General features: G+C 57.3%; 14 protein-coding genes, 2 tRNA genes and 3 rRNA genes. 11 read left to right on the top strand and 8 right to left on the bottom strand.

The features are described from left to right. Positions 1-27: 27 nt before the first annotated feature. The 7 genes from ilvN to ACPOL_RS05030 form a co-directional block, all read right to left on the bottom strand. Complete coding sequence (gene ilvN / locus ACPOL_RS05060) at positions 28-648, bottom strand: acetolactate synthase small subunit (protein WP_114206089.1); 621 nt, start codon at positions 646-648, stop codon at positions 28-30. A 67-nt stretch (positions 649-715) separates the two neighbouring features. Beyond that, positions 716-2,482: a biosynthetic-type acetolactate synthase large subunit gene (gene ilvB / locus ACPOL_RS05055; protein ID WP_236657244.1), complete on the bottom strand. Its 1,767-nt coding sequence runs from the start codon at positions 2,480-2,482 to the stop codon at positions 716-718. 47 nt (positions 2,483-2,529) lie between these two features. After that, positions 2,530-4,242, bottom strand: a complete 1,713-nt coding sequence (gene ilvD / locus ACPOL_RS05050; protein ID WP_114206087.1) for a dihydroxy-acid dehydratase — start codon at positions 4,240-4,242, stop codon at positions 2,530-2,532. Positions 4,243-4,264: 22 nt separating this feature from the next. Continuing rightward, a complete protein-coding gene (gene leuD / locus ACPOL_RS05045; protein WP_114206086.1) occupies positions 4,265-4,882 on the bottom strand; it encodes a 3-isopropylmalate dehydratase small subunit in 618 nt (205 codons plus the stop codon). Continuing rightward, complete coding sequence (gene leuC, locus ACPOL_RS05040) at positions 4,866-6,317, bottom strand: 3-isopropylmalate dehydratase large subunit (RefSeq protein WP_114206085.1); 1,452 nt, start codon at positions 6,315-6,317, stop codon at positions 4,866-4,868. Before leuC ends, leuD begins: the two co-directional genes overlap by 17 nt. A 72-nt stretch (positions 6,318-6,389) precedes the next feature. Beyond that, positions 6,390-7,493 (bottom strand): 3-isopropylmalate dehydrogenase, encoded by a 1,104-nt coding sequence (gene leuB, locus ACPOL_RS05035; RefSeq protein WP_114210601.1) that lies wholly within the window; start codon positions 7,491-7,493, stop codon positions 6,390-6,392. A gap of 80 nt (positions 7,494-7,573) precedes the next feature. Continuing rightward, positions 7,574-8,809: a 2-isopropylmalate synthase gene (locus ACPOL_RS05030; protein WP_338026750.1), complete on the bottom strand. Its 1,236-nt coding sequence runs from the start codon at positions 8,807-8,809 to the stop codon at positions 7,574-7,576. A 134-nt stretch (positions 8,810-8,943) separates the two neighbouring features. Between ACPOL_RS05030 and ACPOL_RS05025 the strand changes: the two genes are divergently transcribed. From ACPOL_RS05025 to ACPOL_RS05015, 3 genes are all read left to right on the top strand, one after another. Continuing rightward, positions 8,944-9,903: a LysR family transcriptional regulator gene (locus ACPOL_RS05025; RefSeq protein WP_414633337.1), complete on the top strand. Its 960-nt coding sequence runs from the start codon at positions 8,944-8,946 to the stop codon at positions 9,901-9,903. 101 nt (positions 9,904-10,004) lie between these two features. Further along, positions 10,005-10,499, top strand: coding sequence for a DUF4174 domain-containing protein (locus ACPOL_RS05020; RefSeq protein WP_114206083.1), 495 nt, complete (start codon positions 10,005-10,007; stop codon positions 10,497-10,499). Positions 10,500-10,656: 157 nt separating this feature from the next. Beyond that, positions 10,657-12,105, top strand: coding sequence for a sensor histidine kinase (locus tag ACPOL_RS05015; protein WP_114206082.1), 1,449 nt, complete (start codon positions 10,657-10,659; stop codon positions 12,103-12,105). 70 nt (positions 12,106-12,175) lie between these two features. Here the strand turns inward: ACPOL_RS05015 and ACPOL_RS05010 are convergent, their stop codons facing one another. Then, positions 12,176-12,931 carry a bestrophin-like domain gene (locus ACPOL_RS05010; RefSeq protein ID WP_161557217.1) on the bottom strand — a complete coding sequence of 252 codons (756 nt, stop codon included), beginning with the start codon at positions 12,929-12,931 and terminating at the stop codon, positions 12,176-12,178. A 1,103-nt stretch (positions 12,932-14,034) separates the two neighbouring features. Here ACPOL_RS05010 and ACPOL_RS05005 point away from each other — a divergent pair. The 8 genes from ACPOL_RS05005 to ACPOL_RS04975 all read left to right on the top strand — a co-directional run bounded on the left by ACPOL_RS05005 (position 14,035) and on the right by ACPOL_RS04975 (position 23,605). Further along, positions 14,035-15,534 (top strand): 16S ribosomal RNA (locus ACPOL_RS05005). A 187-nt stretch (positions 15,535-15,721) separates the two neighbouring features. Then, complete coding sequence (locus ACPOL_RS33440) at positions 15,722-15,898, top strand: hypothetical protein (RefSeq protein ID WP_161557216.1); 177 nt, start codon at positions 15,722-15,724, stop codon at positions 15,896-15,898. Continuing rightward, positions 15,889-15,965, top strand: a tRNA-Ile gene (locus tag ACPOL_RS05000). Before ACPOL_RS33440 ends, ACPOL_RS05000 begins: the two co-directional genes overlap by 10 nt. 29 nt (positions 15,966-15,994) lie before the next feature. Next, positions 15,995-16,070, top strand: a tRNA-Ala gene (locus ACPOL_RS04995). A 428-nt stretch (positions 16,071-16,498) separates the two neighbouring features. Further along, positions 16,499-19,435, top strand: a 23S ribosomal RNA gene (locus ACPOL_RS04990). Between the two features lie 253 nt (positions 19,436-19,688). Further along, positions 19,689-19,805, top strand: a 5S ribosomal RNA gene (gene rrf / locus ACPOL_RS04985). Together the 16S, 23S and 5S rRNA genes with 2 tRNA genes alongside form the textbook arrangement of a ribosomal RNA operon. A 282-nt stretch (positions 19,806-20,087) precedes the next feature. Beyond that, positions 20,088-20,819, top strand: a complete 732-nt coding sequence (locus tag ACPOL_RS04980) for an SDR family NAD(P)-dependent oxidoreductase (RefSeq protein ID WP_114206080.1) — start codon at positions 20,088-20,090, stop codon at positions 20,817-20,819. Between the two features lie 320 nt (positions 20,820-21,139). Then, positions 21,140-23,605, top strand: a complete 2,466-nt coding sequence (locus ACPOL_RS04975; protein ID WP_114206079.1) for a serine/threonine-protein kinase — start codon at positions 21,140-21,142, stop codon at positions 23,603-23,605. The last annotated feature ends 241 nt before the right edge of the window (positions 23,606-23,846 follow it).

Below are 23,846 nucleotides of genomic sequence, written 5' to 3'. Positions count from 1 at the left end.
GCATCCGCATTGATGGAAGCCTGGGCTCTATGTCGGGTTGTTAGGCTCTTCCGCAATCAGCTCCAAATCCACATCGCCGCCGGAAATTTCCCCATGCGTCTCCTCAAGCAGCGGGATAACCTGCTCGGGCTCCGGGATGCGCATGGCATCGAGCACCCGGCTGGTGTGCTGGCCGCGGCGCATGACCATGCGTCCGGTGCGGGAGATCTCGAGGATCTTGTTCTCGCCCTCAGTGAGCACCTGGATCAACCCCTCGACTTTGCTCGAAACTCCGGTGATTTCAAGCATGAGGGATTCCGGCGCGAGGTCGACGATGCGGGCGCGAAAGACTTCAGCCAACTCGAAGACATTGGAGCGGGTCTTGGTGGTTGCCGCGACCTTGATAAGCGCCAGTTCGCGAACCACACAGGAGAACTGACCTATGTCGTCCACCTCGAGCACATTGTCAAGTTTGTAAAGGCTGGCGCGAACGCGATGCGCCGCTCCGGCTGGGGCGTCAGCAACGATAGTCATCCGCGATACGTCGGGACGCTCGGAGTGGCCGACAGTCAGCGACGTAATGTTGATGTTCAAACGGCGGAAGAGGGAAGCGACGCGCGTAAGAACGCCGGGCTTGTCTTCGACCAGAGCTACAAATGTGTGGAGCATCTTTTCTCTTTCTGCTGCCGAAACGAATTCGACCCTGGCCGAACCTGGGCCTGCGATCCCACGCTTGCTATACGTCGGAGGTGGTTTCAATCAGCGGATCTGGCCGGCGAATCATCTCATGCAGCGCCGCGCCAGGGGCGATCATGGGGTAAACGCCGTCTTCCTTCTCCACCTGGAATTCGATGAGGAAGGCGCGGCCTGAAGTGCGAGCGCGAGCGATCGTCGGCAGCACCTCCGGCCTATTTGTAACCGTCGCGCCATCAATTCCAAACGCGCCCGCGAGCTTCACAAAATCCGGGCTTAAGATCGGCGAGCACGCATAATTTCCGTCATAGATAAGCTGCTGCCATTGGCGAACCATGCCGAGAAATCCGTTATTGATGATCGCGATGTTGATGTCGAGGCCCTCTTGTGCGATCGTCGCGAGCTCTGGAGAGGTCATCTGGAAGCCGCCGTCTCCGGCGATGACCCAGACTTCCTTTTCGGGACAGGCGACCTTGGCGCCGATGGCCGCGGGTAGCGCGAATCCCATCGTGCCGAGCCCTCCTGAGGTGATCAGCGAACGCGGCTCATCGTGCTTGTAATACTGCGCCTCCCACATCTGATGCTGACCCACGTCGGTCACAATGATCGCCTTGCCGCCGGTGGCGTGCCAGATATCGTTGATCACGTGCGCGGCATAGAGGTGGCCATTGTCCGGCAGGTTCTGAATGTCGCGCACCGAGGCCGTGCCTTTGAGCGCGCGGATCGACCGCAACCATGCGGAGCCATCTTTCTTTGCCGAGCGAGGAGCGAGGCGAGGGAGCAACTGTTCCAGCACCTCACGCAGGTCTCCGATGAGGGCTACATCAACCGCCACATTCTTGTTGATCTCGGCGGGATCGATTTCGATATGGATCTTCTTCGCCTTCGGCGCATAGGTCGCGAGACTTCCGGTGACGCGATCGTCAAACCGCATCCCGCAGGCGATCAGCAGATCGGCCTGCTGGATGGATTCGTTGACCCAGGATTCGCCATGCATCCCCATCATGCCAAGTGAAAGCTCATGCGAGGCCGGAAATCCGCCCAGGCCAAGCAGAGTGGTCGCGACCGGAATTTGCAGCCGCTCGGCGAGCGTACGCAGCTGATCGCTCGCGCGCGCTTCGAGAACGCCGTGACCGGAGAGAATCACGGGCCGCTTGGCGGCGAGGATCATCTCAACCGCGTTCGTCACCGCTTCCTCCTCGACGCGCAGCATCGGATGCTTTCGCTGCTCGCCCGGAATCGCGGCGTCGAAATCGAAATCAGCGATCGCCTGCTGCGCATCTTTGGTGATATCGACCAGCACCGGCCCCGGACGTCCCGAACGCGCAATCAGAAATGCTTCGCGAATTGCCGGCGCAATCTCTTCGGCGCGTGTCACGAGGTAATTGTGCTTGGTGATCGGCAGCGTGATCCCGGTGATGTCTACTTCCTGAAACGCGTCGGTGCCTAAGAATTTGCTCGAGACCTGACCGGTAATGCAGACGATTGGAATCGAGTCGAGCATCGCTGTCGCCAGTCCGGTGACCAGGTTGGTCGCGCCCGGCCCCGAGGTCGCCATCATCACTCCAACCCGCCCCGAGGCGCGCGCGTAGCCGTCGGCCATGTGTGTACCGCCTTGCTCGTGGCGCACCAGGATATGACGAATCGGGAATTTGCGCAGCGCATCATAGATCGGCAAAATCGCGCCGCCCGGGTAACCGAAGACTTCGCGAACGCCTTCGCCTTCGAGCGTCGCCCAGACAATTTCGGCGCCGGTGAGGCGGGCAGCATGGGTGGCTTGGCGTTGATTGGTGGCTTCGATGGGCATCATTACTCCTTCAGAACTCTGAGCGCTTCGCAGGAGCGCTTGGGTAGCCGCTAATTGGTCACTGCGCCTTGCGCAGCCGAACTCACGCTGTCGGTATATTTGCGGAAGACCCCGCGCGCGAACCGCGGCTCAGGCGCAGTCCAGGTCCGCAGCCGCGACTCGATCTCGCCCTGAGAGACTTCCAGGGTGAGTTTGCGATCCGGGATATCGATGTGGATGATGTCGCCTTCTTCAACCGCCGCGATCGGGCCGCCTACAGCCGCTTCGGGGGCAACATGGCCGGCCATCAATCCGCGGGTTGCGCCAGAAAAGCGTCCATCGGTAATGAGCGCCACGGTCTCAGAAAGCTCAGCAATGCCAGCGATTGCTGCGGTAACGAGCAGCATCTCGCGCATGCCAGGGCCACCCTTCGGTCCTTCATAGCGAATGACGACAACGTCGTTTGGTCGAATCAGTCCGGATTCAACCGCCGCCATGGCGTCTTCCTCGGTGCCGAAGACCCGAGCCGGCCCGCGATGCTGAAGGCGCTTGTGTCCCGCAACCTTCACCACGGCGCCGTCGGGAGCGAGATTTCCTTTGAGAATGACAAGTCCGCCGGTGGGCTTGATAGCGTTGTCGAGTTCGCGAATGACTGGCTGCCCCGGGGTCTCGACGGCGAGCGACGCTTCCTCGGCGAGCGAGCGGCCAGTGATGTTGAGCGCCTCAGCGTGGAGAAGTCCCGCCTCGATCAGCCGTTTGGCAAGCAAGCGGCTGCCACCGGCATTCTGATAATCCGTTGCGACGTACTTGCCGCCCGGCTTGAGGTCGCACAGCAGCGGCGTCTTTTCGCTGATGCGGTCAAAGTCGTCGATGCTCAGCGGAATGCCCATCTCATGGGCGATCGCTAGGAAATGCAGCACCGCGTTGGTCGACCCCCCAGAAGCCGCGACGCTGGCGATGGCATTTTCAATACCCTCCCGCGTGATGATCTTGCTGGGCCGGAGATCGTTGCGTGCGGCTGCCATGACAAGCTCGCCGGCTGCTTTGGATGCAGCGTGTTTGTCGGGCGAGAGCGCGGCGACGCCAGAGAGGCCGAGCGGCGAGATGCCCAGAAATTCGCAGGCCATGGCCATGGTGTTGGCGGTAAACTGTCCGCCGCAAGCGCCCGCGCCAGGGCATGCCGCCGCTTCGAGGACTTCCAACGCTGCATCGTCGATCTGGCCGCGAGCATGCGCGCCAATGCCCTCAAAGACGTTCTGGATGGTTATGTCAGTCAATTTGCCGTCTGGCCCCTTGACTCGTCCGGGCGCGATCGAACCCCCGTATAACATCAGCGACGGTATGTCGAGGCGGCAGAGCGCCATCACCGTGCCGGGAAGATTCTTGTCACAGCCGGCAATGGCGACGACGCCATCGAACAGATTTCCGCGGGAGACCAGCTCGATCGAGTCGGCGATGACTTCCCGGCTGATCAGCGAAGCCTTCATTCCCTGGGTTCCCATGGTGATGCCATCGGAGATGGTGATGGTGTTGAACTCCATGGGTGTGCCACCAGCGGCGCGAATCCCTTCCTTGACCGCTTCTGCTACATCGCGAAGGTGATAGTTGCAAGGACCAATTTCGGTCCAGGTATTGGCGATACCGATGATCGGTTTGTGCAGGTCTTCCTTCGAAAAGCCAATGCCCCTTAAGTAAGAGCGCGCGGCTGCGCGGTTCGGACCTTCCGTGAGGGGGATGCTGTTCTGCTTAGGATTACGCGTTCCTGTCGTTCCGTTACTGCCCATGTTGTGTTTGTATCTCCGCTTGTTACAGATTTGTCGTGGCGGCGTCGGGTCTCGGCGCGAGCCAGAATGCCTGGTCGTGGCGGCTCTCAAATCCATCGAGCGCCGCTTCATGGCGAAGCGTTAGGCCGATGTCGTCGAGACCCTCAAGCAGGCAGTAGCGGCGAAATGGATCAATGCTGAAGCTGGTCGACCAGCCATCGCCGTCTTGAATCATATTGTCTTCAAGCGAGATGCTTAATGTGTAACCATCGTTGGTCTTTGCTCTTTCCAATAGGCGCGCAACCTGGTCTTCCTGCAGCGTCACCAGCAGAATGCCGTTCTTGCCCGCATTCGAATGGAAGATGTCAGCAAAGCTTGAGGCGATGACACAGCGAAATCCATAGTCATGGAGCGTCCAGGCTGCGTGTTCGCGAGACGAGCCGCAGCCGAAGTTTTTGCCCGCAACCAGGATCTGCGCACCTTCGTAGCGCGGGTCGTTGAGCTCGAACTTCGGGTCTTTTCTCCAATCGAAGAAAAGAAAATCCTGGTAGCCGGTGCGCTCGATCCGTTTCAGAAACTGTTTGGGGATGATCTGGTCGGTATCGACATTGGAGCGGTCGAGCGGTTGCACCGTCGAGGTAAGCTTACGAAATGGCTGCATGGGCGGTCTCCTCTTGGCCGGCGAAATTCCATTCGCGCACATCGACGAAGTGTCCAGCGACCGCAGCGGCAGCGGCCATTTGCGGGCTGACGAGATGAGTGTGAGAGCCCGCGCCCTGGCGTCCCTCAAAGTTGCGATTGCTGGTCGAGGCGCAGCGTTCGCCGGGACTGAGAATGTCGGGATTCATACCCAGGCACATGGAACAGCCAGGCTCGCGCCATTCGAATCCCGCTTCAAGAAAGATGCGGTCCAGCCCCTCGCGCTCCGCCTCCGCTTTGACGGCCTGCGATCCCGGCACCACCATCGCGCTGACATTGGTGTGAACGTGATGCCCGGCGACGACCCGTGCGGCTGCGCGCAGGTCCTCGATGCGGGAGTTCGTGCAGGATCCAATAAAAACCCGATCAATGGTGATACCGGTGATCGGCACTCCGGGCTTCAATGCCATATAAGCAAGCGCGCGTTCAAAGCCGCGGCGGCCGGCCTCGGAATCGTCGGGCGCGGTGCTGGGCACATTGCCGGTCACCGGAACCACCATACCCGGGCTGGTTCCCCAGCTGACCTGCGGGGCGATGTCTTCGGCGCGCAAAGTCAGTTCGCGGTCGAAGGTCGCGCCTTCATCGGTTGCGAGACTGCGCCAATGCGCTACAGCCTCATCCCACTTGTCGCCCTGTGGTGAGTAGCGCCGGCCCTTGACATAGGCGAAGGTCGTTTCGTCAGGAGCGATCATGCCGGCACGGGCGCCCGCTTCGATGCTCATGTTGCAGACCGTCATGCGGCCTTCCATCGAGAGCTCCCGGATCGCTGAGCCGGCATATTCGATCACATGACCGGTCGCGCCATCCGTGCCGATCTCGCCGATGATGGCGAGCACGATGTCCTTTGCCGTTACTCCCGGCGAAAGCTTGCCCTCGACCGAGATCCGAAAGGTCTTCGGACGCGATTGAGGCAGCGTCTGGGTCGCCAATACATGCTCGACCTCGGAAGTGCCGATGCCAAAAGCCAGCGCTCCAAAGGCCCCATGAGTCGAGGTATGCGAATCGCCGCAGACGATGGTCATGCCGGGTTTGGTAATCCCCAACTCCGGACCAATGACATGGACGATTCCTTGTTCGGGAGAATGGACATCGAACAACTCGACGCCAAACTCTTTGCAGTTGTCGCGCAATGTAAGGATCTGCTTGGAGGCGATCTGGTCGGCGATAATCAGCCGATGGTCTTTGATCGTGGGAACGTTGTGATCGACAGTCGCGATGCAGCGGTCGGGCCTTCGCACCGGCCTGCCCGCAAGCCGCAGTCCCTCGAAAGCCTGTGGCGAAGTAACTTCGTGGATGAGGTGGAGATCGACGTACAGTATGGTCGGCTCGCCTTCGGGTGCGACGACGACATGCGAGTCCCAGACTTTTTCGAAAAGTGTTCTTAGTTTGTCAGACATACTCTATTCCTGAAGAACAATCTGTGGTTCATTGATCCGCGTTCGTTGCCCGCTGAGGCCGTCATGTGCGTACTAGACGGCATGTAAGGCCTGACCGCGGTCGATGATGTGGTTCAAGGTTTCGTTGACCTGCTTGCCCATCTCTTGAGTCGTCACGACCTGAATACCCGGACTGGAACTACGCGCCAGGTCAGCAGTTCGATAACCCTGTTCGAGGACTTGACGAACCGAGGCTTCGATCGCCTGGGCGTCGGATTCAAGGCCGCCGGAATGGCGAAGCAACATCGCCGCAGTCAAGATCGCGCCCAGCGGATTCGCCAGCCCCTTACCCGCGATATCCGGAGCGGAGCCATGAACCGGCTCATACAAGTTGACCGCGCCCCCTATCGTGGCCGAGGGCAGCATGCCGAGCGATCCGGTAATCACCGCCGCCTCATCGGAAAGAATGTCGCCAAAAAGATTCTCGGTGACAACTACGTCAAAGTTGCGAGGCGTATTCATCAGGTGCATCGCACAGGCGTCGACGTATTGATGATCGAGCGCGACATCGGGGTAATCGCGTGCGACCTCGGTCACCGTCGCCCGCCACAGTTGAGATACCTCGAGCACATTCGCCTTATCAACGGAGGTGACCTTCTTCCGTCTCTTGCCGGCCAGTTCGAAAGCGATCCGCGTCACCCGCACGACTTCGTCCCGGGTGTAGCGCATGGTATTCCATGCCGAATTCGTCTCCCGGTCCCATTGCCGTGGCTCACCGAAATAGAGTCCACCCAGGAGTTCGCGGACGAAAAGGATGTCAGATCCTTCCACTACCTCTGGTTTCAATGGCGAGTTCGAAGAAAGCGACGGCCATGCGAAGGAGGGCCGCAGGTTCGCGAAGCCGCCCAGCGCCTGGCGCAAACCGAGGAGGCCAGCTTCAGGGCGCCGGTCCGGAGGAAGCTGGTTGAACTCGTTTCCTCCAACTGCGCCGAGCAGCACGGCGTCGCTGTCGAGGGCTGCCTCCAGAGTGGATGATGGAAGCGGCGAGCCCTCTTTCTTGATCGCTACACCGCCAATCGCCATCTCCTTGAACTCGAAATGGTGGCCGCCAAGATCGGCAACCGACCGAAGCGCATGGACGGCTTGCTGAGTTACTTCCGGGCCGATGCCGTCTCCGGCAAGAACGAGTATTTTCAAGGTCTTTCCGCGAGCCAATCGTCTGTCCTTATGGAATTAATCAAGTGGTTTTCTTACGTTTCTGGGAAAGCAGGGGATCATCAAGATGATTTCGCGATCGGGTGCTCGACGAACTCACTCACCAAGTCATGGTGACGGCGATGGTGTGAGACGAGATTGATCAAGTCCTGGTCGTAAACCACTTTCTTGCGATCGGCAAGCTCGGTGAAGGCCACATAGGCGATGTCCAGGTCTTCGGGGGCGAGATCGTAACCGAGTTCCCGAAGCCGGTGCGCCATCGCTCGACGGCCAGAGTGTTTACCAAGCACCATGCGGTTGCCGGGTACCCCCACCGACGCTGGAGTCATAATCTCGTAGGTCAAGGGATTCGAGAGCACACCATGCTGGTGGATCCCTGCTTCATGGGCGAAGGCATTGATGCCTACGACGGCCTTGTTCGGCGATGGCGAGAAACTGATCACGGAAGCGAGTAGTTGGCTCACAGAATAAATGCGATCGAGGACGATATTATTCCGCACCGGATATTGATCGGCGCGGACGTGCAATGCCGCCGCAATCTCTTCCAGGGCGGCGTTTCCCGCCCGCTCGCCGATGCCATTGATGGTGCACTCGACTTGCCGCACTCCCGCCTCGATTGCGGCCAGGCTATTGGCCACCGCCAGACCAAGGTCATCGTGACAATGTGACGAAAAAATGACGTTTTCAGCGCCCGGAACCCGCTTCCTCAGCATGCGGAAAAGATCGCCATATTCGTGCGGGGTTGCATAACCGACCGTATCCGGCACATTGATCGTGGTTGCTCCCGCCTCGATCGCAACGGAGACCATCTGGCAGAGGAAATCGTGATCGCTCCGAGTGGCGTCCTCGGGCGAAAACTCGACGTCGTCCACATAGCTACGCGCCAGCCGGACGGACTCGCCAGCCTGGGCGATCGCTTCAGCGCGTGCGATCTTAAGCTTGTACTCCAGATGCAAATCGGAACTCGCCAGAAAGACATGGATCCTCGGACGCTTGGCCGGCTCAACGGCCTTGGCAGCAAGCTCGATATCTTGCCGGCGTGCCCGCGCCAACGATGCGATCACCGGACCGCGCACCGCTTTCGCTATCGAAGCGATGGAATGGAAGTCTCCCTCCGAGGCGACCGCAAAGCCAGCCTCCAGAATGTCAACGCCGAGCTCGGCAAGTCCATGAGCCAGGGACAGCTTCTCTTCAAACGTCATCGAACAGCCAGGAGACTGCTCTCCGTCCCGGAGGGTGGTATCAAAAAAATAAAGCTGATCGCGCTGCTGAGTGGGTTCCATAGACGAAGTATTCACGGCACTGCTTCCAACAAAAGTGTCGCAAGGACCTGCCCATAATTCAAGTTTATAATTCTTTTAGTTACTATAAGCTGCACTTATCGATAGCTCGTCTAATCGAGCGGTTCCAGTAAACCCGTAAGAGCGTTGCCGTGATTGACCTCTTCCAACTCGAAACCTTTCTTGCCGTCGCCGAGGAGCGCAGCTTCTCGAAAGCGGCAAACCGGCTGCATCGCACCCAGCCCGCGGTCAGCCAGGTGATTCGCAAGCTCGAAGGCGACTTGAACGAAATCCTGTTTGAGCGGGCCTCGCGGGATGGGACGCTGACCCCGGCCGGTGAGTTGTTGCGCGAGTACGCAGAAAAGCTTCTCGGCCTCCGTCATCAGGCGACGGCTGCTTTGAAGGAATTGCGTGCCCTCGAACGAGGCCGTCTCTTGCTCGCTGCGAATGAGTACACCTGCCTCTACTTGCTGCCGGTCCTGAACGAGTTTCGTCAGCGCTGCCCCGAGATCGGCGTCACCGTCCAGCGCTCTTTGGCCACGAAGATCCCCGATGAGCTGCTCCAGCGCAATGTAGAATTCGGAATTATGTCGTACCGCCCGGATGAACACTTTCGATCGATCCGGGTGTACACCGATGAGCTTGCATTTGTGGTTGGCCCCAGGCATCCGTTAGCTCGCAAGAAGGCGCTGACGATCCGCGACCTTGGTAAGGAAACTTTCGTTGCCCACAACGTGCCGTCCCCGCTGCGCCGTAAGGTAATCGAGACATTCTTAGCCCATAAGACGCCCCTGAACATGGTCATCGAATTGCCCAGCCTGGAAGCGATCAAACGCTTTGTAGCCAGCGGGAATGGGGTCGCCTTCGCGCCCGGCCTCACCGTCCAGCCGGAGCTCGATTCCGGAGAATTGGTAAGAATCCCAGTGAAGGAGTTGCAGATTGAGCGCACACTGCGGCTCGTTCACCGCAAGCAGGCCATTCTTTCCCATGCCGGTTTAGCATTTCTGGAGGTGATCCGTTGGTTCGCTCAGGATCGTGGCGCGCCGTTTCATTGCGTCGAGGAGTCGGAGCCGGGGACCCGCGCGCTCAAGGCGGCTGCAGCGAAGCCGTAAGAGTTGAACGCAGGGCATTTACTTGGCAGAGGATTTACTTGGCTAAACTGTATTGGAAGCAGCACCACCCTTCAGTTGGCAAATTTTCGTGTCCAACTTGTATGAGAATTTCTTCCGCTCTGCTGGCCTTCGCTGCTTTCGCGCTCGCTCCCCGTGCCGTCGCACAGGCCGATCTGAGTTGCCCGGTGCAGCCGGCCACCCTGAAAGCCATGAGGGACTGCTACCGGCCAGTTCTCGTCTTTGCGCCGAATGCAAAAGACGCCTCCTTCGCTACCCAACAGAAGCTGCTGGAGCAGTATGCCGACGATATGATGGATCGCAACCTGCTCTACATTCCCGTTCTGATCAAGCAAACCGGCTTTGAGAAGCCGTTGGACGCTCCGTTCGTACTCTTAAAAGAAACCGAGATAAACGCAATACGAAGCCGCTTCCGGGTGGATGCCTCTGATTTTGCAGTGGTCTTGGTCGGCAAAGATGGCGGGGAGAAATACCGAAGCCGCAAACCAGTGTCAGTGCTGAAGCTCGATGATCTCGTCGACGCGATGCCGATGGGAGGGCAAGAGAAACGTGCCAGGTCGGCCAGCCATAAGGAGTGAACGAAAAGCCACGAGAAGTGAACCAAAAGAGTTCGGCTGCGTATCACCCCTTATTCTTTCATTTCATGCAAATGCATCCGGGAAATGATCGGGCACCCTCCGAGGGCCGACCGGATGACATAGTACCCTAATTAGATACCGAAAGGGCGAGGCAAGAATGGAACAGCTCATAACCGATCGGAACGTCTCCGCCGTTGAGAACGCGGCCCCACTTCCCCAGGTCATCTGTGCGTTGAAAAAGGTCACCCAGCTAAACGGCCTCACTGACCCGGAGTACGAGTGGCTGGCGAGATACGGAGAGCAACGCTTTGAACCCGCCGGCGCGGTGCTCTTCCATGAAGGCGATCCCGCCGAACGGATGACGATCCTGCTGAAAGGTGAGATTCATGTCCGGCGAGAGCGCGGCGCGGCCGATGCTCTGTTTATCGGACGCTCCGGGCAAATCACCGGCCTGCTCCCATTTTCGCGCATGAAGTTCTACGGAGGCATGGGATACACAACCGCTGATTCCTGGGCGCTCGATTATGATCGTTCGCTCTTTCCCGAGATGCTGACAGCGATACCCAGTATGGGGCAGCGCTGTGTCGGCATTCTGCTCGACCGGGTGCGAGAAGTTACCCGGATGGAACAGCAGACCGAGAAGCTGACCGCGCTCGGCAAGCTCGCGGCAAACCTGGCGCATGAATTGAACAACCCGGCATCGGCTGCTCAGCGCGCAGCCGGTGGGCTGCTCGACGAGCTGCGGATCTATGGCCACGAGAAATACAAGCTGGGTTCGCTTTGCATGGATGACAGCAAACTACAGCAGGTTCGAAACTGGCAGGATTCGATTTCTGCCATCGCCCGCGAGCGGCAACAGACTGGCGGCGTCGACGTGTCGCTCCAGGAGGATGGAATCTACTCATGGCTAGCCGCTCATGGAGTCGAAAATGCCTGGCAGATCGCGCCAGAGCTGGCCGAGGCTGGGATCTGTGCCGATCATCTCGCTCCTTTAGCCGACTTGCTCGACGCTCGAGCCACGACCGTCGTGCTCTCGCAGTTCTCCTCATCCCTGCGGGCGGAGCGGATGACAGAGGCAATGATCGATTCGACCGCCCGCATCTTCGATCTCATTAAGGCGATCAAAGACTATTCCTACATGGATCAGGCGCCGATTCAGGAGATTGATGTTCCTCGGGCGCTCGATACGACCTTGTCCATGATGCAACTGCGATTGCAGCACGTCGAAGTTGTCCGTACTTACGCGCCCGATTTACCGTGCATCAACGCCTACGGCAGCGAGCTCAACCAGGTTTGGACCGCGCTCATTGAAAACGCCCTCGACGCCATCCAGGACAACGGGCGCATTGAATTGAAAGCCTTGGCTTCCGGAGACCTGCTTCTGGTTGAGGTTTGGGACAATGGTCCGGGGATTCCGGCTGAAGACCAGGACCGGATCTTCGAGCCATTCTTCACCACCAAGCCGCCCGGCAAGGGGCTCGGCCTGGGGCTGGACGTGGTCATGCGGATCGTTCGCAAACATCGGGGGTTCGTTCGAGTGCAATCCGCACCCGGAGCAACCTGCTTCCAGGTCCGGCTCCCACTGCAGCAATTGCAGGCCTACTAGTCCACAGCGGGAGTTTCTGGGGATTGCGTACGCCTCCGCAGAAACTCCCGCTGTAGAAATGAACGCCATGTCATTTCACGTTCTCTAGAGCACGTTCGAAAGCGACGCTGCTGACATGCACCGAACCTTGAAAAGGTCGATCGATGTCGGCAATCGCGACTAATACGAGCGAGATTAGCATCGAAAATGCGAAAACCTGGAGCACATGAAGGACGGTGTTTTCCGAGCCAAACATCGAAGCCGAGGCAATCGTTACCGCACCTCCAATGATCAAGACGCACCAAAGAATAGCGGGGAGGCGCGACGCACTCTGTAACAAGCGGGTTCGCCGCCGTTCACTGAGCGAGCTGAGTTCGGAAAGAGCATGGTCTTCCGCAGTGCTCTCCGGAGGAGACGCGACCCTGACCGAGACCAGGGTCTCCCACATTTTCTGATTGAGCTGCTGACTCTGCTCGGGAACTCTGTCGTTAGCCATCATCGGCCAATCCTGTTCTAAGACAACCCGGGCGTAGGACCTTGTTAGGCCGCGAAGTTGGGTATTCTGGGGTTCAGGAAGCCCAATGGCTAGGCGGTAGATGTTCACCAGTGCGTTTGCCTCAAAGTCCGCATTCAGATCCGCGGCCGAAAAGTCCGTCCACACCGTATAGAGCATGAAGCCGAGCATGACAGCATAGGTGGTTCCCAGCACGCTTAACTGCCAGCCAATGACGTCGTTATGAACATGGCGTTTCTCCCACGGCCAGATGCGGTTCAAAAGCAACATGAACCCGAGCGAGCCGCCGACGGTAAAAACCACGATCAGAAAGCTTTGCGTATAGTTGAACATCGCGGCCGCGCCTCCCTTACTCCCGCTGGGACCGGGCATACGCAGAGATTGTAACCGCGGCATTCGCTAGCGGGCGGAATTTCCCTCACCCCGGTAGTCTGCTGGACCTCATCCCGGCAATCTGTTGGGCGTCCGAAGCTCGTCTCTAAATCTTCTTGTGAGTCTCTCGGATCCCCAGACCGGAAATTCTGACAAAGTGAGTTCGCTCCGCCTTCTACTTGCCCGGCCGCACCTAAGCAGGGCATCACTTCCCGCAATCCGCTCCCCGCAACCCTCTAAAACCGGGTTTTCAACAATTCATCAGGGTTTTCAACATTGCGTTCGCCGTTCGAGACTGGTACCTTCAAATGAGTCGCAAGGCAGTTGCTTGCGGCCAGTTGTTGGAAGGCTGAGCCAAGTTGCAAAGCGCCTCCAACAATGCTAGATTAAGAAAGTTGCACAGCGGTTGAGTGCAGCCTCAAAAAAGTTTCGCCGGCGCGGCCAAGAGCCCGCAAACAAGAAGTAAGGCGAAATAGTGGTAGTTCGACGGACGTTACACGTCCCAGAAGGCAAGACCTTCCAGCGCGAACAATCCATCAGCAAGAAAGCAGAGTGAATCTGCTCCAGGGCTTTGGCCCGCATCGGCTTAGCGCCGTTGATTGATATTTGAGAGTTTCGTGCTGTGCGCGGTTTCCTTAGAAGCTACGGAAGTCGGAAAGCTTGCACTCCGGTGTATGAACGACCCAGGCGGGTAGTTATCGCGGAGGAGCAAGCGTCAACAGAAGGTTAAACTTGTGGTTGACACACCGGCAAATGTCCGATATTCTTAGAAAGTTCGCCTAACGCGGCTCGAGCGATGCTGAACGTAAAGCACACTCGCCGTCAGCACAGCGCAACAAGTTCGAGGACACACGGCGAGCTAGCCGTGTTCCCGATCCAAAGCGGCCCACCTTGGTGGTGCCGGCGTGGATCTTTGACAATCAGGTTGAACATGCCAGTCGTGAGATGACCAAAGAAGTCTGGTTTGATCATTCTCACTAGTATTGAGCATCGCGGCCTTTCGAGCGCTGCGATGCGCTGCGATTCCCGGACCTCCGTTCGTTGCGAATCGCAGCAAAACAGTTTCAAACGAGAGTTTGATCCTGGCTCAGAATCAACGCTGGCGGCGTGCCTAACACATGCAAGTCGAACGAGAAAGGGGCTTCGGCCCTGAGTAAAGTGGCGCACGGGTGAGTAACACGTGACTAACCTACCCTGGAGTGGGGGATAACTGAGGGAAACCTTAGCTAATACCGCATAACACCTACGGGTCAAAGGAGCAATTCGCTTTAGGAGGGGGTCGCGGCAGATTAGTTAGTTGGCGGGGTAATGGCCCACCAAGACGGTGATCTGTATCCGGCCTGAGAGGGCGCACGGACACACTGGAACTGAAACACGGTCCAGACTCCTACGGGAGGCAGCAGTGGGGAATTTTGCGCAATGGGGGAAACCCTGACGCAGCAACGCCGCGTGGAGGATGAAGTCTCTTGGGACGTAAACTCCTTTCGATTGGGAAGATTATGACGGTACCAATAGAAGAAGCCCCGGCTAACTTCGTGCCAGCAGCCGCGGTAATACGAGGGGGGCAAGCGTTGTTCGGAATTATTGGGCGTAAAGGGTGCGTAGGCGGTTTGGTAAGTCTTGTGTGAAATCTTCGGGCTCAACTCGAAGTCTGCACGAGAAACTGCCGGGCTTGAGTATGGGAGAGGTGAGTGGAATTTCCGGTGTAGCGGTGAAATGCGTAGATATCGGAAGGAACACCTGTGGCGAAAGCGGCTCACTGGACCATAACTGACGCTGAGGCACGAAAGCTAGGGGAGCAAACAGGATTAGATACCCTGGTAGTCCTAGCCCTAAACGATGATCGCTTGGTGTGACGGGTACCCAATCCCGCCGTGCCGAAGCTAACGCGTTAAGCGATCCGCCTGGGGAGTACGGTCGCAAGGCTGAAACTCAAAGGAATTGACGGGGGCCCGCACAAGCGGTGGAGCATGTGGTTTAATTCGACGCAACGCGAAGAACCTTACCTGGGCTCGAAATGTAGTGGACCGGGGTAGAAATATCCCTTCCCAGCAATGGGCTGCTATATAGGTGCTGCATGGCTGTCGTCAGCTCGTGTCGTGAGATGTTGGGTTAAGTCCCGCAACGAGCGCAACCCTTATTACCAGTTGCCATCATTCAGTTGGGCACTCTGGTGAGACCGCCTCGGATAACGGGGAGGAAGGCGGGGATGACGTCAAGTCCTCATGGCCTTTATGTCCAGGGCTACACACGTGCTACAATGGCCGGTACAAACCGTCGCAAACCCGTGAGGGGGAGCTAATCGGAAAAAGCCGGCCTCAGTTCGGATTGAAGTCTGCAACTCGACTTCATGAAGCTGGAATCGCTAGTAATCGCGGATCAGAACGCCGCGGTGAATACGTTCCCGGGCCTTGTACACACCGCCCGTCACATCACGAAAGTGGGTTGCACTAGAAGCCGGTGAGCCAACCGCAAGGGGGCAGCCGTCCAAGGTGTGATTCATGATTGGGGTGAAGTCGTAACAAGGTAGCCGTAGGAGAACCTGCGGCTGGATCACCTCCTTTCTAAGAGAGAACGTCATGGCACTCGAATGCTTCCGCGACAGCGGACTACTGCTTGCAGTAGCGTATTCGGGACGTTGCCATGTACCTCTCGGGATTGACCGCAAGGTTGACCCGGGAGAGCCTGAATCAAGCCATCTCTGCTTCTTTGCAATATCCACGATGGTCAAGAGCGGCGTAGCTGCTCTGCATGTTCAACCTGGTCCTCGAAACTCTAGAGATTGCCTTTGACCGTTCCGCTCGCGGAACTCTAAAGGCGGTCGATGAAGCGGAATTGAATGGACGCCACGCGGGTCAGTCGTTTCGGTATGCGGTCTGCCTCGGCAGTTGGTATACTGAGAAGGCTGCAAAGATGACGGGCCTGTAGCTCAGTTGGTTAGAGCGCACCCCTGATAAGGGTGAGGTCGGTAGTTCGAATCTACCCAGGCCCACCACTCCTTATCAAACAAGGTTGTAGCAACCTGGGGCTGTAGCTCAGCTGGGAGAGCACCTGCTTTGCAAGCAGGGGGTCAGGAGTTCGATCCTCCTCAGCTCCACCATTTCCGGCAAGTCCAAATAGAGTCTGCTTAAAGCTGGTCATCTCGGCGATCATAACGAATCGTGTCGAGATGCCGATCTTTGAGCAGGGCTGATCGCAGTCGATATTTGCGAAAGGCCGGTTCGATCCACCTGAGGGTGGGCGTCAGCAGTGCTGGCGACTGGATGTTTGACAACGAAATCGATTGGGTAAATAAATTACAAGGCTGAGCAACACCTTGTACCTGCATTCGTATTGCGGAGTACAAGAGGTTGTTTAGTTGAGTGTCTTTAGGATATGTGCGAGATGCCCTATCAGGAGTAATCCTGGTGGAGCATGATCGACACATGGCGGCGATTTAAAGCTATAGAGCTTTAGCGACTCGAACCGCGTTCTACTCCTTATCAAGTTTAGGGTTGGGATGAGTTCCTGCGCGAGAGTTAATTCTATGGTCAAGCTACTAAGGGCGCACGGTGGATGCCTTGGCAGAAACAGGCGAAGAAGGACGTGGCAAGCTGCGATAAGCTCCGGGGAGCCGCACACAGGCGTTATATCCGGAGATTTCCGAATGGGGAAACCCTCGGCGGCAAAACCGCCGAACGGCCCGCTGAATACATAGGCGGGTACGAGCGAACTCAGGGAAGTGAACCATCTCAGTACCTGAAGGAAAAGAAAGAAACCTCGATTCCGATAGTAGTGGCGAGCGAACTCGGAATAGCCCAAACCGGTCACATTTCGGTGTGTCCGGGGTTGTAGGGTCCGCAACAGTAGAGTTACCAATCTGGTTGTTAGCCGAATCCTCTGGAAAGGGGATCCATAGAGCGTGACAGGCGCGTAGGCGAAAATAATCCAGACTCGAAGCGGATACCTGAGTAAGGCGGGGCACGTGAAACCCTGCTTGAATCCACGGGGACCATCCCGTAAGGCTAAATACTCGTTTCTGACCGATAGTGAACCAGTACCGTGAGGGAAAGGTGAAAAGCACCCCTGTTAGGGGAGTACAAAGTACCTGAAACCGTGTGCCTACAAGCAGTGGGAGGACTATGCCCGCAAGGGAATGTCTGACCGCGTGCCTATTGCATAATGAGCCGGCTAGTTATTCTTGTCAGCAAGGTTAAGCGTAAGCGAGCCGTAGCGAAAGCGAGTCTGAATAGGGCGATTGAGTTGGCAGGAATAGACGCGAAGCGGGATGATCTACCCTTGGCCAGGTTGAAGGTGGAGTAACATCCACTGGAGGACCGAACCGGTGTTTGTTGAAAAAAGCTCGGATGAGCTGAGGGTAGGGGTGAAAGGCTAATCAAATTCCGTGATAGCTCGTTCTCTCCGAAATAGCTTTAGGGCTAGCGTCGTATGATTTGCACTGGTGGTAGAGACATGGATGGACTAGGGGGCTTTCCGGCTTACTGAATCCAACCAAACTGCGAATGCCAGTGACAACCAGTACGGCAGTCAGACTGTGGGGGCTAAGCTTCACAGTCGAGAGGGAAACAGCCCAGACCGCCTGCTAAGGTCCCGAAATTACAGTTAAGTGGGAAAGGAAGTCGGAACGCCCAGACAGCCAGGAGGTTGGCTTAGAAGCAGCCATCCTTTAAAGAAAGCGTAATAGCTCACTGGTCAAGCGGTCCGGTGCCGACAATATAACGGGGCTAAAACTGTATACCGAAGCAGCGGATGCACACGAAAGTGTGCGTGGTAGGAGAGCATTCTCAACCGCAATGAAGCCAGACTGAGAAGACTGGTGGAGCGTTGAGAAGAGACCCTGCCGGCATAAGTAGCGATAATGAAGGTGAGAACCCTTCACGCCGAAAGTCTAAGGTTTCCTGAGGAAGGTTAATCCGCTCAGGGTTAGGCGGTCCCTAAGGTGAGGCCGAAAGGCGTAGCCGATGGACATCCGGTTAATATTCCGGACCTCCCATACTCTCGTTTGACGATGGGGTGACGCAGAAGGATAAGCAGGACCTCCTATGGCTATGGGGTTCGATGCGCGCAAGCTGGTTCCGATAGGCAAATCCGTTGGAGCTTAACAGTGAGGCGCAAAGCAGTAAGCCGTATGGCTGAAAGCTGCTGATTCCACGCTGCCGAGAAAAACCTCTAAGGAGAGGGGATGGGAACCGTACCACAAACCGACACAGGTAGACGAGGAGAATATCCAAAGGCGCTCGAGTGAAAGCTTGTTAAGGAACTCGGCAAATTAGCTCCGTAACTTCGGGAGAAGGAGCGCCCACGCAAGTGGGCCGCAGTGAAACGCGTACGGCGACTGTTTAACAAAAACACAGGTCTCTGCTAAGTCGAAAACGACGTATAGGGGCTGACACCTGCCCGGTGCCGGAAGGTTAAAAGGAGAGGTTAGCCGCAAGGCGAAGCTTTGAATTGAAGCCCCGGTGAACGGCGGCCGTAACTATAACGGTCCTAAGGTAGCGAAATTCCTTGTCGGGTAAGTTCCGACCTGCACGAATGGTGTAACGATCGTACGACTGTCTTAACGAGTTGCTCGGCGAACTTGTAGTACCGGTGAAGATGCCGGTTACCCGCAGCTAGACGGAAAGACCCCGTGCACCTTTACTACACCTTTACTATGATTTATGACTCTTACTGCGCAGGATAGGTGGGAGGCTTTGATACCAGGCTCTTGGGCTTGGTGGAGCCACCGGTGAGATACCACCCTGTGAGTGTTGTGAATCTAACCTCCTCCCGTGATCCGGGAGAGGGACATAGTAAGGCGGGTAGTTTGACTGGGGCGGTCGCCTCCTAAATTGTAACGGAGGCGCGCGAAGCTACACTCAGGCTGTTTGGAAATCAGCCGTCGAGTGCAAAGGCATAAGTGTGGTTAACTGTGAGACCTACAAGTCGAGCAGATGCGAAAGCAGGCCTTAGTGATCCGGTGGTTCTGTATGGAAGGGCCATCGCTCAACGGATAAAAGGTACGCCGGGGATAACAGGCTGATCGAAGCCAAGAGTTCATATCGACGCTTCGGTTTGGCACCTCGATGTCGGCTCATCGCATCCTGGAGCTGTAGAAGGTTCCAAGGGTTAGGCTGTTCGCCTATTAAAGCGGTACGTGAGCTGGGTTCAGAACGTCGCGAGACAGTTCGGTCCCTATCTGCTGTGGGCGTAGGAGATTTGAGGGGGGCTGTCCTTAGTACGAGAGGACCGGGATGGACGAACCTCTTGTGTTCCAGTTGTCTTGCCAAAGGCACGGCTGGGTAGCGAAGTTCGGTTGTGATAACCGCTGAATGCATATAAGCGGGAAGCACGCCCCAAGATGAGATCTCCCAACCCAAAAGGGTCAAGAAGGGTCCAGGAAGACCACCTGGTTGATAGGCTGGAGGTTGAAGTGCAGTAATGCATGTAGCTTACCAGTACTAATCGCCCGTTCGGCTTGTCCATAGAATTAACTCTGCGCAGCAAATCACCGCCGCTAAAGAGCATTCAACTGACACAGCCAAGTAATTGACTTAAAGGATCGTGAGCGTAAGCAATCACGATCCACCCAATCGGTTTCGTTGTGAAAAATCAGGTTGAATGGCGCCAGTTTGCCTCTTCCTCGTTCGGTATTAGCCCGGGATAAACCACCCGCAGAGCTCAAACCAGAATGAGACTACGGCTGCGGGGAACTTCCCGCCAAGCGCCTTCTCAAGTTTCCGGTGACCATACTGCGAGGGTCCCACCCGTTCCCATCCCGAACACGGAAGTTAAGCCTCGCTGGGCCGATGGTACTGCACGCGCAGGTGTGTGGGAGATTAGGTGATCGCCGGAATAACATCAAACGCCCCTCAGGGAAGCCCGAGGGGCGTTTTTGCGTTTCACTATCCATCGTGACGAATGGCAGAATGGCAGATCGCTCAACCAGGCGCTCCTTTCGCTCAACTCGCACAGGCAGTGATTCTTTACACCCTCCTTGCCAAGTAACCAGCTTGGCGGCGAACGCTCTCGAATCCCAATCCGAATTCTGTCGAATCCTCTTAGTTCACCCTCCATCTAACTGTAGGTCTCGGGCCTTACGGCTGGGGATTAAACATCAGTTTGAGGAGTGATTTCAATGGGAAAGCTGGAAGGCAAAGTCGCAGTCATCACCGCGGCTACGTCGGGCATGGCCCTGGCGACGGCAAAGCTCTTTGTCGAAGAGGGCGCCTATGTATTCATTACCGGACGCCGCCAGGACAAGCTGGACGAGGCAGTCAAGGCGATTGGACGGAACGTGACGGGCGTACAGGGCGACGCGGCGAACCTTGCTGATCTGGATCGCCTTTATGAAACGGTGAAGCGCGAGAAAGGGCGGATCGACGTGTTGTTCGCCAGTGCGGGTCGAGGCGAGTTCGGCAAGATCGGTGAGATCACCGAGGAGCATTTTGACTCGACCTTTGATCTGAACGTTCGCGGCACCCTGTTTACAGTGCAGAAGGCCTTGCCGCTCTTCAGCGATGGTGGTTCCATTTTTCTCAACGGGTCGATCGCCAGCATCAAGGGCTTCCCGGCATTCGGCGTCTACAGCGCCAGCAAAGCCGCGGTTCGTTCCTTCGCTCGGACTTGGCTGGTTGACTTGAAGGATCGGAAGATTCGAGTGAATATCCTCAGCCCCGGCACGATTGATACTCCTATCCTTGATCCGTTGGGCCCGGAGGCAAAAGAATACTTTAAAACTCTGGTTCCGCGGGGCGAGATCGGCCGGCCCGAGGAGATAGCGACCGTGGCTCTCTTCCTCGCGTCGAGCGATTCCAGTTTTGTCAATGGAGTGGAATTGTTCGTGGACGGAGGAACCGCCCAGATCTAAGGAAAAGCACAGCACGCTTCATCGCTGGCTCCGGCCCTCGCGCAAGAGGGAGGAGCCGGCGAAATCTGAATTCAGACGCCAGTGAGCAGGCCTGATTCTCAGTCGACACCGTCTAGCCCGAATGAAACGCTGCGTGGCGGGTGCGCCTCAAAAATCCGTGAATTGGCTAAAAGCGTGCGGCAGGTACTGCGGCGGCAACCGCGCCTGTCCATGATCGCCATCGCTTGAACCTTTGTCTTTTCCGGAATCCGATCGCCTACACCACGCGTTTCCTGCAGCGACCTTCAGTCCCCGGGTCCGACCCGCTAAACTGAAAGCACATGAAGCGTGTGATCGAGCACTACGAGTTGGTCCGTAAGTTGGGTTCCGGCGGCAGCGGGGTCGTCTATTTAGCCAACGACACCCAGTTGATGCGTCCCGTCGTGTTGAAGATCCTGCGACGGACAACGCTGCCCATGGAGCAGATGCGGACAACCGTGTTACGCGAGGCGCGGCTCGCCTCGGCGATCGAGCATCCGAATGTTTGCGCAATCTACGAGGTTGGCGAAGAAGGCGAAGAAGCCTTCATCGTCATGCAGTATGTGCCCGGACAATCGCTCGACAAGATCATTGCCCAGGGTCCGGCCAGCTTGCAGCTCGTCTTGTCGGTGGGCATTCAGATCGCCGACGGGTTGAGCGCGGCGCATCAGTTGGGTATCTTCCACCGCGATCTCAAACCCGCCAACGTCATGCTTACCGATGGCGGACTGGTGAAGATACTGGACTTTGGACTGGCCCGGCGTCTTCCGCCCGAAGATGCCGAGTTCGATCCCTCGAAGACCGCCTCGCCACGCGCTGGTGGGCCGGCCAAGGCGACCTACACCGCCCGCGGAGGCACCATCGCGTATATGGCTCCGGAGCAATTCGTGACCGGGCAGAGTAGTGTGCAAAGCGACATCTGGGCGCTCGGAATCATCCTCTATGAACTGGTCAGCGGTCGCCATCCGTTTGCCCGGCCCGATGGCGAAGAGTTTCAAAGCATCCGCGCCATTCAGTACGCCGATCCGGTCTCGCTGACAGAGTGTTGCCCCGATGTTCCGCCAGAGCTGGGCAGTGTCATCTTCCGCTGCCTGGAGAAGACCCCCCAGGAGCGTTACTCCTCCGCCGCCGATGTGCGCGAAGCAATGAAGACCATCATGAAGGCGCTCCAGATCGAAACCGGGATCATTCCCGGCGATGCAGCAGCGAATCTACCCGTCTCTCCCGCCGAAGTGGAGAAGCGCTCCACCGGATTTCTTTCGATGCTGGCGGAGCGCTTTCGAGAATCGGCGGCGACTCAGGCAAAACAGAATACCGTTCTGGTTCTGCCCTTTCAAAATCTCGGCGCAGCCAATGTGGCGCCCCTATACGGGTATGCGCTGGCCGACGCCATCGGCGCCCGCCTGGCGCGAATGTCTTCGCTGGTGGTTCGTCCAGCCAGCGCGCTCATGAGCGTTCCGGTGCAGCAGCTGGATCCGCTGGCGATCGGACATAAGTTGCTGGTGCAATTCGTGCTGGCCGGAAGTTTCTTTCGCTCCGAACAGGGATTCGACCTGAACTGGCAGCTGCTCGACGTGCCCGGCGAGAGTCTCAAAGCGGGCGGCGCGATCAGCGTACCCTCTTTCGATCTCGTCTCCGTGCAGAACGAAATCTGTACGGAAGTCTTTTCCTCGCTCCAAGGACTAGGGCAGGGGTTTGTGCAGAAGTCTCAGGGTTTCCCCACGGGGCGCAGTGAGACTCTCGCCGACACCTCCTCGGAAGATTATTTGCAAGGCCGCGCCATGCTCTCGGCATTCATGCAGCGAACCAGTTCAAGAAGCGATCTCGATCGCGCGCGCGAGCTATTCGAGAAGGTCGTGGCCAATGACCCCAACTTCGCCCCCGCCTGGAGCGGCTTGGGCATCACTCATCTGCAGTATGTCCGATACGGATTCGGCGGCCAGATGCATGTGATGGCGGCCCGCCGCGCCTTCGATCAGGCGCTCGAAATCGATCCTGGGTCGATCGAGGCCAACTTGTATCGCGTCTACATGCTGCTCTCGCGTGGAGAAAAAGAGAGCGCGCGGCATGGCATCGAGCATCTGCTGCTCACCTCGGCGAACAACTCCGATGTCCACATGATCGCTGGAATGACGCTGCGGCTCGACGGTATGTACGACGAAGCGATGGAACAATTCAACCGCTCGCTGCAGCTGAATCCATCGAATGCTCCGGTCATCTATAACCATCGCGCTCGCGTCTATCAATATCAGAACCAGCTGGAGCTCGCCGGCGACGAGCTGGCCAAGGGACTCTCGCTCGAGCCGCGACATCCACTGCTCCGGACCTCAGTCGCTTACCAGCACATGCGTAAGGGCGAAATGCGACAGGCCATCGAGATACTCGAAGGGGTCATCCGCGACGACGCCAGCATGCGCATTGCTTACCCGACCTTGGCCATGTGTTATACGCAGATCGGCGAACGCGAGCGCGCAGCCTCGCTCATCGAAGAGGGTTCTCTAGCCGCCGCCCAAGTGGACAGTGAGATGGCCTACCGGCTCGCGACCTACTTCGCCGTCGAGGGCGACGAAAGCGAAGCGCTTCATTGGCTGCGAAGGGCGATCTATCTAGGCAACGAGAACTACCCCTGGTTCTCGAAAAATCCAGCCTGGAATCGGCTGCGGGCCCACGGAGATTTTGACCGGATCCTCGAAGACCTGAAAAAGAACTTCCGCAGAAATCAGAAGAATTGGAAGCGCCTGCTCGAACGCGTTCCTCGAGAGGCGTAGAGCAGAAGTGCAGTTACTGTAACGCGAACACGAACTCAGCAGGCCCTTCCCTCAGGAAAAGCCCGCTGCCCTGATAGGCCAGAATGAGATCCGCTCAAGAATGACTCTCTAGCGTCCTAGGTTTGAAAACAAAGACGCAGTCTCTTCCCGAGAAACTACCTCTCAGGGAAACGATCTAACAAAGGAAACCATCTTCCCGAGAAACTACTCTCAAAGGAAACCATCTCCCGAAGAAACTACC

Source organism: Acidisarcina polymorpha (assembly GCF_003330725.1).
In the GTDB taxonomy this organism is placed as follows: Bacteria; Acidobacteriota; Terriglobia; order Terriglobales; family Acidobacteriaceae; genus Acidisarcina; species Acidisarcina polymorpha.
The sequence above is the reverse complement of the archived record's forward strand: the minus strand, read 5'-3'. Positions and strand labels throughout refer to the sequence as shown.